We start from the raw sequence: 15,225 nt of genomic DNA on the forward strand, positions 1-15,225 counted from the left end.
CGGCGCAATGAGTGTGACGCAGATTTCATTGGAGGGCCGGGTCGCTATCGTGACCGGCGCGGGCGCCGGGCTCGGCAGGGCCGAAGCTCTCGCGCTGGCGGCGGCCGGTGCGGCGGTGGTCGTCAACGACCTGACCGAGGACGCGGCGGCCGAGACCATCGCCGCGATCCGCGAGCTCGGTGGCAAGGCGGAATTCGTCGGCGGCTCCATCGCCGAGCGCTCGACAGCCGACGCGCTCGTCTCGACCGCGCAGGAATCGCTGGGCGGGCTCGACATCGTCGTCAACAACGCGGGCATCACCCGCGACCGCATGCTGTTCAACATGTCCGACGAGGACTGGGACGCGGTGATCGCGGTCCACCTGCGCGGACACTTCCTGCTCACCCGCAACGCGGCCGCCTACTGGCGCGCGGCGTCCAAGGCTGCGGGCGCGCCGGTCTACGGCCGGCTGGTCAACACCTCCTCGGAGGCGGGCCTGCTCGGACCGGAGGGCCAGGCCAACTACGGCGCGGCCAAGGCCGGCATTACCGCCCTCACGCTGACCGCGTCGCGCGTGCTGTCCAGGTACGGCGTGCGCGCCAACGCGATCTGCCCCCGGGCCAGGACCGCGATGACCGAAGCGGTCTTCGCCGAAGCGCCCGACGGCGCCGTCGACCCGCTGGCGCCCGAACATGTCGCCAAGCTCGTCGCCTACCTCGCCTCGCCCGCCGCCGACGCGGTCAACGGCCAGGTGTTCGTTGTCTACGGCCCGATGGTGGCGCTGATGGCGGCACCGACAGTCGAGCAGCGCTTCGATGCCGCGGGTGCCGAATGGTCCGAGGCCGACCTCGCCGCCACCCTCGGTGGCTACTTCGCGGACCGCCCCGCCGACCACACTTTTTCCGCGCGCGACCTCCGCGATCTGGGCTGATCAGCCCGATCCGCGGTTTGCCCGATGTTGGCCGTCGCGCACCTCGCCGGTTTTGTCTCGCCTGTCGTGTTGATCACAAGTCCAGGTCTTGGTAGACATGACCGTCGGGGTGTGTGGCGCCTCACAGGAGCGTGGCCGGATTCGAATAAGTATCCGTTTCAGTTTTGACAGCGAATTTCCAGAAAAAGTCCTGTTCTGAGTCTACGAAAATGGCAGACATTGGCAGGAACATGTTCTAGTCTTTGGGCAGTCTTCAGATCGGGGTGGCAGTGCAGTACGGGTACGCGGACATTGCGGTCCGCCCGTCGATCGAGGAGGAATCGGTATGAACAACCTCCTTGCTGTCCCATTGCGGGCGGTCGGCGGATTCTTCGAACTCGGCGCGGAGGTGGCACGCGCCACCGTCCGAAAGCCGTTCCAATGGCGCGAATTCATCGACCAGGCCTGGTTCGTCGCCCGCGTCTCGATCGTGCCGACCGTGCTGGTCGCCATCCCGTTCACGGTGCTCGTGGTTTTCACCCTCAACATCCTGCTGCGCGAGGTCGGTGCCGCCGACCTCAGTGGTGCGGCCGCCGCGTTCGGCGCCGTCACCCAGGTCGGGCCGATCGTCACGGTGCTGATCGTGGCGGGCGCGGGCGCCACCGCGATCTGTGCCGACCTGGGCGCACGCACGATTCGCGAAGAGATCGACGCGATGAAGGTGCTCGGCATCGACCCGGTCAGCCGACTGGTCGTGCCGCGCGTGTTCGCCTCGATGTTCGTGGCGCTGATGCTCAACAGCCTGGTGTGCACCATCGGCATCGCCGGCGGTTTCGCGTTCTCGGTCTTCCTCCAGGGCGTGAACCCCGGCGCGTTCGTCAACGGCATTCCACTGCTCACAAGTTTTCCCGAGCTGATCCTCTCCGAAATCAAGGCAGGGTTGTTCGGCCTGATCGCTGGAATGGTCGCCTGCTATCTCGGACTCCAGGTCAAGGGTGGACCCAAGAGCGTCGGTGACGCGGTCAACCAAACAGTGGTTTTCGCATTCATGGCGCTGTTCGTGGTGAATGTCGTTGTCACCGCGATCGGCCTGAAATTCACGGTGCGGTGACACGATGGCATTCATAGTTCGCAGCAAGTTCCCGCGCACGGTCCGTCGTTTCGACCGGATGTCGAAATCGCTGGATTCCCTGGGCGATCAGGCGATCTTCTTCATCAAGGCGCTCGGCTCGGTGCCGCGTGCGCTGGTGCACTACCGCACCGAAACCATCCGGCTCATCGCCGAGATCAGCATGGGCAGTGGCGCCTTGGCCGTGATCGGCGGCACCGTGGTGATCGTCGGCTTCCTGACCTTTATGGCAGGCAGCACCATCGCAGTGCAGGGCTACAGCTCGCTCGGCAATATCGGTATCGAGGCCCTGACCGGCTTCTTCGCCGCGCTGATCAATGTGCGCATCGCGGCACCGGTGATCTCCGGTATCGGCCTGGCCGCCACTATCGGCGCAGGCGCGACCGCACAGCTGGGCGCGATGCGCGTGGCCGAGGAGATCGACGCGCTGGAATCGATGGCGATTCGGCCGATTCCGTTCCTGGTCGGCACCAGGGTGCTGGCGGGCATGATCGCGATCGTGCCGCTCTACGCACTGGCGGTGATCGCCTCGTTCATCGCCAGCCGGATCTCGACCGTCGTGATCTACGGCCAGTCGGCAGGCGTCTACGACCACTACTTCACGACCTTCCTCATCCCGAGCGACATCCTGTGGTCGTTCGGGCAGGCGATCATGATGGCAATGGCCGTGATGCTGATCCACACCTACTACGGGTTCCACGCCGCTGGTGGTCCGGTCGGCGTCGGCATCGCGGTCGGTAACGCGGTGCGCTCGTCGCTGATCGCGGTCGTCACTGTGACGCTGCTGATCTCGCTGGCCATCTACGGCACCTCCGGCAACTTCCACCTCTCGGGATAGCGTGATGGACACTTCACGATTCGTTGCCGCATTGCAGGGCGGGCTCGGGCGCAAGCTCGCCGCGCTCACGATGGTCGGCTTGCTCGTAGGGCTCGCGGCCTTCGCGTTCGCCCTCTTCCAAGGTGCGTTCACCACCACCGCGAAGGTGCTGGTCGACGCGCCCCGCGCCGGCCTCGTGCTCGACCCTGACGCCAAGGTGAGGGTGCGCGGCGTCGAGATCGGCCGGGTCGCCGAGATCAACCTGCGCGACGACGGTGCACAGATCCTGCTCGAGGTCGACCCCGATCAGTTGAAGCTGGTGCCGGCGAACGCGGGTGTCGACATTCGTTCGACCACGGTGTTCGGCGCCAAGTACGTGAATTTCATTGTCCCCGAACAGCCTGCGTCGAACTCGCTGAAGCCGGGTGCCACGGTCGCGGCCAGCGCCGTGACGGTGGAGTTCAACACGTTGTTCCAGCACCTGTCCGATGTGCTCGCCCAGGTGGAACCGGAGAAGCTCAATGCCACACTCGCCGCGCTCGGCACCGCATTGCAGGGCCGCGGCGACAAGCTGGGTGAACTGCTGGTGAGCTCGGACCGCTACCTGCGCGAGATCAACCCGTATCTGCCCACGCTGCAACAGGATCTGGACAAGACATCCCAGGTGTCCGACATCTATGCCGATGCTTCCGGCGCACTGTTGCGCACCGTGGACAACGCCACGGTCACCGCGAAGACACTGTCGGAGTTGCAAGCGCAGCTCGACGATGTGCTGGTGAACGTGATCGGACTTTCCGACACCACGGGTTCGGTGTTGCGGGAGAACGAATCCAACCTTGTCACCGCGCTCGACCTGCTGCGGCCGACGACCAGCCTGCTGTTCGAATACGCGCCTGCGTTGAGCTGCCTCATCGATGGAATCGGCCCGCTCATGCCGTTGGCCGATGAAGTATTCGGCGGCGTGGTGCCGGGTGTCGGCATGCATGCCTCGTTCATGCCTGGACAGAAGCCCTACAGCTACCCCGAGGATCTGCCCAAGGTGAACGCCACCGGTGGGCCGCACTGTGAGGGCGTGATCGACCGGGTGCCGGACAGCCACTCGAACTATGTGGTGACCGATACCAGCCAGGGCGCGCCGTTCACGCCGCGTACCGCGCCGCCCGAATTGAACAGCGCACCAAAGGTTTTCCAGCTCTTGCTGGAGGGACTGCCGGGAGTGACACGGTGAAGAATACGGCGACGACGGTCAAGCTCGCGATCTTCACCGTGGTGATGACGTTGGTGTTCGCCGGCTTGGCGATCGTGCTGAGTCAGGCGCGATTCTCCAGCGAGAACGGCTACAAGGCGGTGTTCACCAGCTCCTCGGGCATGTTGCCCGGGTCGAAGGTGCGCATCGCGGGCGTGCCGGTGGGATCGGTGACCTCGGTGAAGGTCGGTGACGACGATCTCGCACACGTCGAGTTCGACGTGGACACCAAGTACTCGGTGCTTTCGAGCACCCGCCTGGCGATCAAGTACGAGAACCTGGTCGGTGACCGGTATCTGGAGCTGAAGGAGGGTCCGGGCTCTGCCCGCGAGCTGCCCGACGGCGCCACCATCGGCAAGGAGCAGACCACGCCCGCGCTGGACCTGGACCTGCTGCTCGGCGGGTTCAAGCCGCTGCTGCGTGGCCTGGACCCAGGTCAGGTCAACGACCTGACCTCGGCGCTGCTGCAGATCTTCCAGGGCCAGGGCGGCACGCTGGTCTCGCTGCTCAACAGCGGCGGCAGCTTCGCCAAGACCCTCGCCGACCGCGATGCCCTGATCGGCAGCGTGATCGACAACCTGAACACGGTGCTGGCCACCATCGACGATCGCGACGAACAGTTCGCCACCACGATCGAAGAATTGCAGCGCATGGTCAGCGGATTGGCCGCCGAACGCGACCCGATCGGCGCCGCATTACCCCGAATCGCCGGTGCGACAAAGGAACTCAACGACCTGCTGACCACCGCCCGCCCCGACCTGCGCAACACCATCGAGCAGACCGGGAGGCTGGCCACCAACCTCGACAACGGCTCCGACGACCTCCAATGGGTGCTCGAGAAGCTGCCGGAGACCTACAAACAACTCATCCGCGTCGGCTCTTACGGCTCGTTCCTGCAGCTGTACATCTGCGGCACCACCATGCTGGTCGACGGCCCGGACGGTCAGATCATGGAAGTGAAGTTGCCGGCTCGACAGGCGACCGGAAGGTGTGCGCCCAATGAGTGAGAAGAAGTCATCGGCGGTCACCATCGGCATCGTCGGCATTGTGCTGGTGGTGACGATCTCGCTCGCCACGCTGCAATTCACCAAGTTGCCGTTCATCCGCTCCGGCGCGACCTACACGGCATTCTTCGTCGACGCGGGCGGGTTGGTGCCGGGCGACCCGGTGCATGTGGCCGGCGTGCGTTCCGGTGAAGTCGGCGAGGTGTCGCTCGATGGTCCCAAGGTGCTGGTGAAGTTCACCCTCGACGAGTCGATCGTGCTGGGCCAGAAGACATCCGCCGCGATCAAGACCAACACGGTCCTCGGTCGCAAGTCCCTGGATGTGGTGCCGACCGGACAGGGCGCGCTGCGTACTTCCGACACCATCCCGCTCGACCGGACCACGTCGCCGTACTCGCTCAACGAGGCGCTCAGCGATCTCGGCGCGACCGTCCGCGATCTCGATCTGGATCAGGTCGACAAGACCCTGGACACGCTCTCGGCCGCCTTCGCGGACACACCGGGACCGCTGCGCAACGCCCTCGACGGCGTCAGCGCACTCTCGCGCAGCATCAATACGCGCGACCAGGCGCTGACCGATCTGCTCGGCCGGGCGCAGAACGTCACCAAGATCCTGGCCGACCGTAGTTCGCAGCTCAACGTGCTACTGCTCGACGGCAACAACCTGCTCGGCGAACTCGACAACCGTCGCGCCGCCATCAACCAGCTCATCGTCTACGTCGACTCGGTCGCCAAGCAGCTCTCCGGGCTGGTCGCCGACAACGAGGCGCAGATGAAACCGACACTGGACCGGCTCAATTCGGTACTCGGCCTGTTGCAGCGCAACAAGCAGAACCTGACGCAAGCGCTCGAGAACATCGGCCCCTACGCCTCGGCGCTGGGCGAGCAGGTCGGCAGCGGTCCGTGGTTCAACGCCTACGTGGTGAACGCGACGAGTACCGGGCTGCGCCCGCTGGTCGACGCGCTGGTCTGGCCTGAGCACCTGCCGCAGGACGTGATCGACATTTTCACCAAACCGGACCTGCCGGCCATCATCCCGTCCGAGGAGGATCCGCCGCGATGAGCATTTTATCGGCATCGAAAGTTCGTGGCGTGCCACGTTGGACGCTCGCGGTCGCTGTGGTGGTGATCGTCGCACTGGTCGCGGTCGGGGTCTACTTCAGCCTCGGCATCGGGAAGACCAAGATCACCGCCGCCTTCGTGTCGACCACCGGCCTGTACGCGGGTGACGAGGTGCGGATGCTGGGCGTGACGATCGGCAGGATCGACGCGATCGAGCCCGGCGAAGGTCGGGTGCAGGTGCGGATGTCCGTCGACAGCGGCATCGACCTGCCCGCGGACGCACGCGCCGTGCTGATCGCGCCCTCGCTGGTGTCGGCCCGGTTCATCCAGCTGGCGCCCGCCTACGACGGTGGCCCGAAGCTGGCCGACGGTGCGCAGATTCCGATCGAGCGCACCGCGGTGCCAGTGGAGTGGGACGATATCAAGGCCGAATTGACCAATCTCGCAACGGCTCTCGGGCCGGTCGGGGACGACGAGCAGGGTTCCTTCGGGCGCTTCGTCGACACCGCCGCGAACAACCTCGACGGCAACGGCCAGAAGTTCCGTGACACCCTGCGTGAACTGTCGGCGACGCTGAATACGTTGTCCGACGGGCGAACCGACCTCTTCGGCACCATCCGCAACCTGCAGAAGTTCGTCGAGGTGCTCTCGGCGAGCAACGAGCAGATCGTGCAGTTCGGCGGCCGCCTGGCCTCGGTGGCCTCGGTGCTCGCCGGTGCGTCGGAGGAACTCGGTGCGGGCCTGGACAGCCTGGATGTGGCGCTCGCCGACGTGAAGCGCTTCCTCGAGGGCAGCGGCGCCGAACTCACCGACGGTGTCGAACGACTCGCCGATGTCACCCAGACGTTGGTCGACAAGCGGCCGGAGATCGAACGGCTGCTGCATTCCGCGCCGACCGCGCTGGTGAACTTCTACCAGATCTACCAGCCGGCCCAGGGTGCGCTCAGCGGCGCTGTGACACTGAACAATACGGCAGACCCTTTGAGTTTCCTCTGCGGTTCCATCCGGGCGATCGAGGACAGCGACTCGGACCGGTCGGCGGATCTGTGCGCGGAATTCCTGGCCCCGGTGATCAGCTCGCTGGCGATGAACTACGCGCCGATCATGCTCAACCCGGTCATCGGCACGACGGCCCTGCCAGGCCAGCTGACGTACAGCCCGCCGAGTGTGGAGGCGCAGGTGGATCGCAGTCTGGTGCCCGAGGCGACGGCTCCGATCGCTGTGCCGAACGGTCTCGCCGGACTTGCGGTTCCAGGAGGACAACGATGAGGCCCCAACGAATGTTCGCCGGGCTGGCGGTGGGCGTCGCGGTGACACTCGGCGTGACCGGCTGTCAGTGGGACGGACTGAACTCCCTACCCATGCCCGGCTCCGAGGGCACCGGCCCCGGCTCGTACACCGTGCGGATCCAGATGCCCAATGTCACCACCCTGACCCGGAATTCGCCGGTGCGGGTGGACGATGTCGAGGTCGGCAATGTCACCGGAATCGATGTCGAGGGCTGGCACGCGCTGGTCACGGTGTCACTGAATCCCGAGGTGAGACTACCCGCCAACGCGATCGCCAAGATCGGCCAGACGAGCCTCCTCGGCAGCAATCACGTCGAGCTGTCCGCGCCTACCAACACACCCGCCCAGGGTCAGCTGCGCAACAACGACGTGATCCCGCTGGAGCGGGCCGGAGCCTACCCGACCACCGAGCAGGTGCTGTCCTCGCTGTCGGTCGTACTCAACGGCGGCGGCATCGCTCAGCTCGAGACCATCACCAGGGAGATGAACGCGGCGCTCAACGGCCGCGAGGCCGAGATCGCCGACCTGCTGCCGCAGCTCGACCAGCTGGTCACCGGTCTGGACAAGCAGACCGGCAGCATCATCGCCGCGATGGAGGGCCTCGACCGGCTCGCGGGCAACCTCGGCGACCAGAAGGACGTGCTCGCCCGTGCGATCGATGAGATCCACCCGGCACTGACGGCGCTCGCCGACCGCACCGCCAACATCACCAGGGCGGTCACCGCGCTGGGCGAGCTCAGCGATGTCACCGAGCGGATCATCCAGACCAGCGGCGACGACCTGAAGGCCAACCTGGCCAGCCTCGGCCCGGTGCTGGAAACCCTGGCGAACACCGGCACCAACCTCATCGCGTCGATGGGCATGCTGCCGACGTTCCCGTTCCCGATGCGCAACATCGGCAAAGCGATCAAGGGCGACTACCTGAACCTCTTCATCACCTTCGACCTGACCGGTAGGCGACTGGACACCAACTGGCTCACCGGCACTCCGCTCGGGGGTCGCTTCGGTGGTGTCGAGGGGGTGCTCGGTACCTTCGCGCCTTCTTCCGCGACCGACGCCGGCGACCCGACCAAGGTCCCGGAGACGCCCGCGCCCACTGCGGCACCGACGCCGACACTGCCCGGACTACCGTCGATCCCCGGTCTGCCCGCCATTCCCGGAATCACCGTGCCGCTGCCCGGCCAGGAAGGAGCGGGTCGATGAAGCTCACCAGGTTCGTTCGCGTTCAGCTCGCGATCTTCTCAGTCCTCACCGTGATCGGTCTCGTCGTGATGGGCGGGACGTACATCCAGATACCCGCGATGTTCGGTATCGGCCGCTACGGTGTGACGGTCCAGCTCGCCGCCACCGGCGGGCTGTACCCGACCGCGAATGTCTCCTACCGCGGCACCAACATCGGCAAGGTGGAGGCGGTCCGCCTCACCGCGGCCGGGGTAGAGGCCGATCTGTCGATCGACAGTGATTACAAGGTGCCGTCGGACTCGATCGCCTGGGTTCGCAGTGTTTCGGCGATCGGTGAGCAGTATGTCGACCTGGTGCCCGAGCCCAACTCCAGCTCCGGCGATCTGCACGACGGCTCGGTGATCCCGGTACAGCGCACCAAGCTGCCCCAAGACGTCGGTTCGATGCTCGACCAGGCCGACAAACTGCTGGCGACGGTCGCCGACACTCGCCTGCGCCAGGTGATCGACGAAGCGTTCCTGGCCTTCAACGGCGCGGGCCCTGATCTGCAGCGGTTCATCGACTCGGCGTCGCTGCTGGTGCAGCAAGCCGAGACCGATGTGGAACCGACCAAGAAACTGCTCGATCAGATCGGTCCGCTGCTGGACACCCAGATCGAGTCCGATGCCAATATCCGTTCCTGGACAACAGATCTCGCTACCGTCACCGATCAGCTCCGCGAGCACGATCCGTCGTTGCGAAACCTGTTGCACAACAGTCCTTCCGCGATGCAGAAGGTGAACGAGCAATTCCAGAGTCTGCGTCCGACGCTGCCGCTGCTGGCGAGCAATCTGGTGGGTCTCGGCCAGGTCGGGGTGACGTATCACGCTGGTATCGAACAGCTTCTGGTTGTTTTCCCGCCGATGATCGCGGCCTTCAGGACCATCTTGCGCGGACCGACCAGGTACGGCGCGATGGTCAACTTCATGACCGTGATCAACGACCCGCCCGCCTGCACCACCGGCTTCCTGCCCCCCGACCAGCGGCGTTCGCCGAGCGACTTCACCCCGATCGACACCCCCCCGGGGCTGTACTGCAAGGTGGCTCAGGATTCTCCGATCGAAGTGCGCGGTATCCGCAACTCGCCGTGCATGGAATATCCCGGCGTCCGGGCGCCTACTCCCGAACTGTGCCGGACCGGGTACGTGCCGGAAGGCACCAACCCAGCGTTCGGCGCGCCGCAGCCGGTAGCCCCGGCTTCGGCCCCCACCGGCGCGTCCACCGGCGGAGTCACCCCCGCCGCCGCGCGCCCCTATGATCCGTCCACGGGCAGCTATCTCGGCCCGGACGGACGCATGTACCGCCAAGGTGATATCGCCTCCGATGGTTCGGGCACTGTCCCGGCCAGCTGGCAGGCGATGTTGGAGGAGCAGCAGAGATGAGTGAGAGCAACAACGGCCGTCCGCGTCGGCGGGCAGGCAGGTCGGCGGGTCCGCCGGCGGAGGATGTGCAGGTCGTCGACGTGACTGTCGACGGGGGTGCGGTTGAATCGGCCGAGGTGGTCGATGCCGAGGTGGCTTCGGACGAGGATGCCACGGTGGTCGCGGCTACCGTCGAGCTGACGAAGTCCGCGGTGGTGGACGAGGCAGTGGTGGACGAGGACGCCGACGATGATTCGGCCGAGCTCGACGAAGAAGACGCGAAGCTGACGAAGCTCGGGCAGATCATCGGGCTCGCCGCCGCCGCGGTGCTGGTGTTGGCGCTGGTCGTCGGTGCCACGTTCGCCGCGCTCGCGGCACGGTCGGGGAGTCAGGACGAGGATCTGCGCGCGCAGTACACCCAGACCGCGCGTCAGGCGGTCATCAACCTGACCACCATTCGCGCCGACTCCGCCAAGGAGGACATCGAACGGATCCTGGCGGTGGCCTCGGGGGAGTTCAAGTCCGAGTTCGACGGTCGCGTCGATCCGTTCATGGATGTGGTGAAGCAGGCGAAGGTGGTCTCCAGCGGCGAGGTCGTCGAGTCGGGGATCGAGTCCGTCGACGAGAATTCGGCGAAGGTGCTGGTCGCCGCCAAGCAGACGGTGAGCAATACCGGTTCGGCCGAGCCGCAGGCGCGGCAGTACCGATTCCGGATCACTGTGTCGAAGGGCGACACCGGAATGACCGTGTCGAAAGTGGAGTTCGTGGGATGAGCAACCGAATCAAGATCGTCTTCGGCGCCCTCGCGGCAGCTGGTTTGATCGCCGCCATCGTCTTGGGCGTCAGCGGGTTTCAGCTCTGGCAACAGGACAAGACCGAGCAGGCGCGTACCGACGCGATGAGCACCGCCAGCCGCACGGTGAGCGCGATGTTCACCTACGAGCCCGCGACCGTCGACACCGAATTGCCTAAGGCTGCCGACAATCTCACCGAATCGTTCCGGGCCGAGTACCTGAAGCTGATCGAGCAGGCCATCGCGCCGGGCGCCAAGGAGAAGCAGCTCACCGTCAAGGCCACCACCCAGGCCGAGGGCGTGGTGTCGGCGGATCCGGAGAAGGCAGTCGTGCTGCTGTACCTGAATCAGCTGACCACCAGCAAGGATTCGCCGGATGGCGCCACCTCGGGCAGCCGGGTCCGGGTGTCACTGGAGAAGGCCGACAACCGCTGGCTGGTGGCTCAGGTCACGCCGGTCTGAACTGTTCGTCGCGGGGGAGGCGCACCACGAAGGTAGCGCCGCCGCCCGGGGTGGATTCCACGCGCACGGTGCCGCCGTGCGCGGCGACGAGCGCGGCCACGATGGAAAGGCCGAGCCCACTGCCGCTTCTGTTGTCCGCGCGCCGGGTGCGGGAGATGTCCGCGCGGTAGAAGCGTTCGAAGACGTGGTCTGTTTCCTCGGCGGTGAGTCCTGGGCCGGTGTCGACGACCTCGACCTGGACTTCGTCGGTCGAGGGGGTCAGGCGGACGGTGATCGAGGTGCAGTCGGGGGTGTGGGTGCGTGCGTTGTCGAGCAGGTTGGTGAGGACCTGGCGCAGGCGATGTTCGTCGCCGAGGATTTCCAGGGTGCCGGTGCCTTCGGCGATGTCGAGGGTGATCGGCCGGTGTTGTCCTGCGGCGGCTTCGACCGCGCGGGCGCTGTGGACGGCGTCGCCCGCTATCGCCAGCAGGTCCACCGGGCCGAGTTCGACGGGGCGTTGAGCGTCGAGGCGGGCCAGCATGAGCAGGTCTTCCACCAGCAGGCCCATGCGTTGTGCCTCGTGTTCGATGCGGTTCATGAACATCGCGGGGTCGGTGGTCGCGCCTTGGCGGTACAGCTCGGCGAAGCCGCGGATGGTGGTGAGGGGTGTGCGTAGTTCGTGGCTGGCATCGGCGACGAAACGACGCATCTTCGCCTCGGACGCGCGCGCGGCGGTCTCGGAGGCCTCGGTCGCGGCGAAGGCCTGCTGGATCTGGGTCAGCATGCTGTTCAGCGAACGGGACAACCGGTCGACCTCGGTGGCATTGCCGTGCACCGGGATTCGATGATGTAGCTCGCCGCCCGCGATCGCCGCCGCTGTCGCTTCCACCCGGTGCAGCGGGCGCAGGCTGCCGCGCACCACGAAATAGGCCGCGATGGCCAAGGCGAGCAGCACAATCGCGCCGACGATCAGTTGCAGCACAACGAGTCTGCGTACCGTCTCGATGTTCTCGGCCAGCGGCCACGCGACCGTCGCCGTCGCGCGATGGCCATCGACGGTCACCACCCGCCACTGATCGTCCGAGCCGTCCAGCGAGCCGACCGTGACCGGCTGACGTGCAGGAGGATCGGGGAGATCTGGCTGGGCGTCGGTACCGAAGACGTTGTCGAGAAGCACCTTTCGGGTGCCGTCCGTGCTCTGGGCCGTCACGAAATAGCGACCGGGTGGCTGACCGGACTCCGAGGAGGGCGGGGGCAGATTCGGCGCGGGCAGCCCGACCCTGCGCTCCCATTCCATCGCCGCGTCCCGCAACTGCTGATCGGTGCGGTTCTGCAGCGAGTTCTCCATCGCCTTTGTCACCACGAAACTCGAAGCGACCAAACCGAATCCGGCCAACGCGACCAGCATCAGCACCAACGTCACCCGCAGGGGGAGTCTGCTCACCGGGTCGGCTCACGCATCACATAGCCGACCCCACGCAACGTGTGGATCAGCCGCTGCTCACCGGTGTCGACCTTCTTGCGCAGATACGACACATAGGTCTCCACCACGCCTACCTCGCCGCCGAAGTCGTAGCGCCAGACGTGATCGAGGATGCGAGGTTTGCTCAGCACGCTGCCCGCGTTCACCATGAAATAGCGCAGCAGCGTGAACTCGGTGGGCGACAACGCAACCGGTTCGCCCGCCTTCCACACCTCGTGCGTGTCGTCGTCGAGTTCGATGTCGGCGAAGCGCAGCCGGGTGCTCGCCTTCGCCGGTTCGGCGTGGCCGGCGCGACGCAGGATCACCCGCAGCCGCGCCACCACTTCCTCCAGGCTGAACGGCTTGGTGACGTAGTCGTCGGCGCCGAGGGTGAGCCCGGTGATCTTGTCGTCCACGTCGTCGCGCGCGGTCAGGAACAGCACCGGTGCGTCGATCCCGTCGGCGCGTAGCCGGCGCAGCAGGCCGAAGCCGTCCATGCCGGGCATCATCACGTCGACGATCAGCGCCTGCGGCCGGAACGTGCGCGCCCGGTCGAGCGCCTCGGCACCGTCGGCCGCCGTCGCCACCTCGAACCCCTGGTAGCGCAAGCTCACCGCCAGCAGTTCGACGATCATCGGTTCATCGTCGACCACGAGCACCCGCGCTTCGGGCACACCACCACTCATGCCCCTATGCTCCACCACCCCGCTGGGAAGTGGCTGGACCGACGCTGTGAGGTCGCTGTGTGGTTCAGCGCTGGTCGGCGGGGAAGGTCTGCTCGTCGCTCATCAGGGCCGAACCGGCGATATTGCCGTGTGACAGCGCGTCGAGGAAGGCGCGCGCCCAGCGTTCGACATCGTGGGTGAGCACCTGACGGCGCAGGGACCGCATCCGGCGGCGCTTGGTGTCGCGATCGTCGTCGAGTGCGCCGATGATCGCGTCCTTCACGCTGTCCAGGTCGTGCGGGTTGCACAGGTAGGACTGGCGCAGCTCGGCCGCGGCACCGGTGAACTCGCTCAGCACCAGGGCGCCGTTGAGGTCGCTGTGGCAGGCCACGTACTCCTTCGCGACCAGGTTCATGCCGTCGCGCAGGGGCGTCACCAGCATGGCGTCGGCGGCGATGAAGAAGGCGATCAGCTCGTCGCGGGGGATCGGGCGGTGCAGGTAGTGCACGACCGGGTAGCCCACGCGGGCGAATTCGCCGTTGATCCGGCCCACCTGGCGTTCGATGTCGCCGCGCATCTTGATGTAGCTCTGCACGCGTTCGCGGCTGGGGGTGGCCAGCTGCACCATCACCGTCTCGGTCGGGTCGATGCGGCCCTCTTCGAGCAGTTCCTGCAGCGCGTTGAGCCGGATGTCGATGCCCTTGGTGTAGTCGAGGCGGTCGACGCCGAGCATGATGTTCTTGGGATTGCCCAGCTCGGCACGGATTTTCGCGGCCCGCTCGCGCACCGAACGACGCCGGGAGGACTCGTCGAGTTCGGCGGAATCGATCGAGATGGGGAACGCGCCGACGCGGACCGTGCGGAAACCGACCTGCACGACACCGAGCTTCGAGCGAACCCCGATGGTGCCACGCGAGGTGGGCTGACCGGCCAGTCTGCGGGCCAGGTAGAGGAAGTTCTGCGCGCCGCCGGGCAGGTGGAAACCGATCAGGTCGGCGCCGAGCAGGCCCTCGACGATCTCGGTGCGCCACGGCATCTGCATGAACAGCTCGACCGGCGGGAACGGGATGTGCAGGAAGAAACCGATGGTCAGGTCGGGGCGCAGCATGCGCAGCATCTTGGGCACCAGCTGGAGCTGGTAGTCCTGCACCCAGACCGTCGCGCCCTCGGCGGCCACCTTCGCGGTCTCCTCGGCGAAACGCCGGTTGACCTCGACATAGGCTGCCCACCAGGCCCGGTCGTACACCGGGCGCACGATCACGTCGTGATACAGCGGCCACAGCGTGCCGTTGGAGAACCCCTCGTAGTAGTCCTCCACCTCCTGCGCCGTGAGCGGCACCGGATACAGCTCGAGCCCGTCTTCGATGATCGGTTCGACCTCGACATCGGGCACACCGGCCCAGCCGACCCAGGCGCCCTTGTTGCTGCGCAGCACCGGTTCCAGCGCGGTCACCAGCCCACCGGGGCTGCGCTTCCACCTGGTGGTGCCGTCGGGCAGGCGTTCGAGGTCGACCGGCAGCCGGTTGGCGACGACAACGAATCCCGAACCCGCACCGGAAGGCGCGAGGGTTTCGCTGTTTTCGGACGGACGGTCGTTGGACGGTTGATCGATCATTTGGTCCACTCACGCATCCTTATGCGTCGCAGGGGTGCGCTGTGTCAGGCGGGAGCGATGCCGAGCATGGACAGCAGCATGCGGCACTCGTCGGCGTCTTCGGCGTGTGCCGCGACGACCTTCTGTGCCTGGCGGGCGGTTTCGTCGGCAAGCGGCTCGAGCTCGTCGTCGGCGATGTCGTTGGCGGTGCTCTTCGCGGCCATAATGGGTTCGTCCTCCCGGTTTCCCTGC

Annotated in this window: 15 protein-coding genes; 11 read left to right on the forward strand and 4 right to left on the reverse strand. The window is 66.3% G+C overall.

The annotated features are described in order from the left end of the window. The first annotated feature begins 7 nt into the window (after positions 1–7). From ACFWPK_RS07985 to ACFWPK_RS08035, 11 genes are all read left to right on the forward strand, one after another. Positions 8–910: a 3-oxoacyl-ACP reductase gene (locus ACFWPK_RS07985; protein WP_378913831.1), complete on the forward strand. Its 903-nt coding sequence runs from the start codon at positions 8–10 to the stop codon at positions 908–910. Positions 911–1,235: 325 nt separating this feature from the next. Then, positions 1,236–2,000 (forward strand): MlaE family ABC transporter permease, encoded by a 765-nt coding sequence (locus ACFWPK_RS07990; protein ID WP_378913832.1) that lies wholly within the window; start codon positions 1,236–1,238, stop codon positions 1,998–2,000. Between the two features lie 4 nt (positions 2,001–2,004). Further along, positions 2,005–2,856 carry an MlaE family ABC transporter permease gene (locus ACFWPK_RS07995; protein ID WP_378913833.1) on the forward strand — a complete coding sequence of 284 codons (852 nt, stop codon included), beginning with the start codon at positions 2,005–2,007 and terminating at the stop codon, positions 2,854–2,856. 4 nt (positions 2,857–2,860) lie between these two features. Beyond that, on the forward strand, positions 2,861–4,063 hold the full coding sequence (locus ACFWPK_RS08000) for an MCE family protein (RefSeq protein WP_378913834.1): 1,203 nt from the start codon (positions 2,861–2,863) through the stop codon (positions 4,061–4,063). After that, the gene (locus ACFWPK_RS08005; RefSeq protein WP_378913835.1) at positions 4,060–5,088 is read left to right on the forward strand and encodes an MCE family protein; all 1,029 of its coding nucleotides are present in this window, start codon (positions 4,060–4,062) and stop codon (positions 5,086–5,088) included. Before ACFWPK_RS08000 ends, ACFWPK_RS08005 begins: the two co-directional genes overlap by 4 nt. Next, complete coding sequence (locus tag ACFWPK_RS08010; protein WP_378913836.1) at positions 5,081–6,148, forward strand: MCE family protein; 1,068 nt, start codon at positions 5,081–5,083, stop codon at positions 6,146–6,148. Before ACFWPK_RS08005 ends, ACFWPK_RS08010 begins: the two co-directional genes overlap by 8 nt. After that, positions 6,145–7,416 (forward strand): MCE family protein, encoded by a 1,272-nt coding sequence (locus tag ACFWPK_RS08015; RefSeq protein WP_378913837.1) that lies wholly within the window; start codon positions 6,145–6,147, stop codon positions 7,414–7,416. Before ACFWPK_RS08010 ends, ACFWPK_RS08015 begins: the two co-directional genes overlap by 4 nt. Beyond that, positions 7,413–8,639 carry an MCE family protein gene (locus tag ACFWPK_RS08020; protein ID WP_378913838.1) on the forward strand — a complete coding sequence of 409 codons (1,227 nt, stop codon included), beginning with the start codon at positions 7,413–7,415 and terminating at the stop codon, positions 8,637–8,639. Before ACFWPK_RS08015 ends, ACFWPK_RS08020 begins: the two co-directional genes overlap by 4 nt. Then, a complete protein-coding gene (locus tag ACFWPK_RS08025; protein ID WP_378913839.1) occupies positions 8,636–10,039 on the forward strand; it encodes an MCE family protein in 1,404 nt (467 codons plus the stop codon). Before ACFWPK_RS08020 ends, ACFWPK_RS08025 begins: the two co-directional genes overlap by 4 nt. Next, positions 10,036–10,791, forward strand: coding sequence for a hypothetical protein (locus tag ACFWPK_RS08030; protein ID WP_378913840.1), 756 nt, complete (start codon positions 10,036–10,038; stop codon positions 10,789–10,791). The genes ACFWPK_RS08025 and ACFWPK_RS08030 overlap by 4 nt, the downstream gene beginning before the upstream one ends. Further along, on the forward strand, positions 10,788–11,273 hold the full coding sequence (locus tag ACFWPK_RS08035) for a h domain protein (RefSeq protein ID WP_378913841.1): 486 nt from the start codon (positions 10,788–10,790) through the stop codon (positions 11,271–11,273). Before ACFWPK_RS08030 ends, ACFWPK_RS08035 begins: the two co-directional genes overlap by 4 nt. Here ACFWPK_RS08035 and ACFWPK_RS08040 read toward each other — a convergent pair. The 4 genes from ACFWPK_RS08040 to ACFWPK_RS08055 all read right to left on the reverse strand — a co-directional run bounded on the left by ACFWPK_RS08040 (position 11,260) and on the right by ACFWPK_RS08055 (position 15,197). Continuing rightward, positions 11,260–12,696 carry a sensor histidine kinase gene (locus ACFWPK_RS08040; RefSeq protein WP_378913842.1) on the reverse strand — a complete coding sequence of 479 codons (1,437 nt, stop codon included), beginning with the start codon at positions 12,694–12,696 and terminating at the stop codon, positions 11,260–11,262. The genes ACFWPK_RS08035 and ACFWPK_RS08040 overlap by 14 nt on opposite strands. Beyond that, positions 12,693–13,400 (reverse strand): response regulator transcription factor, encoded by a 708-nt coding sequence (locus ACFWPK_RS08045; protein WP_378913843.1) that lies wholly within the window; start codon positions 13,398–13,400, stop codon positions 12,693–12,695. The genes ACFWPK_RS08040 and ACFWPK_RS08045 overlap by 4 nt, the downstream gene beginning before the upstream one ends. 64 nt (positions 13,401–13,464) lie before the next feature. Beyond that, a complete protein-coding gene (locus tag ACFWPK_RS08050) occupies positions 13,465–14,994 on the reverse strand; it encodes a trehalose-6-phosphate synthase (protein WP_378914050.1) in 1,530 nt (509 codons plus the stop codon). Positions 14,995–15,038: 44 nt separating this feature from the next. Next, positions 15,039–15,197, reverse strand: a complete 159-nt coding sequence (locus ACFWPK_RS08055; RefSeq protein ID WP_165610244.1) for a hypothetical protein — start codon at positions 15,195–15,197, stop codon at positions 15,039–15,041. Positions 15,198–15,225: the final 28 nt, after the last annotated feature.

Origin of the sequence: Nocardia sp. NPDC058519, assembly GCF_042719755.1 — a bacterium.
Lineage (GTDB): Bacteria > Actinomycetota > Actinomycetes > Mycobacteriales > Mycobacteriaceae > Nocardia.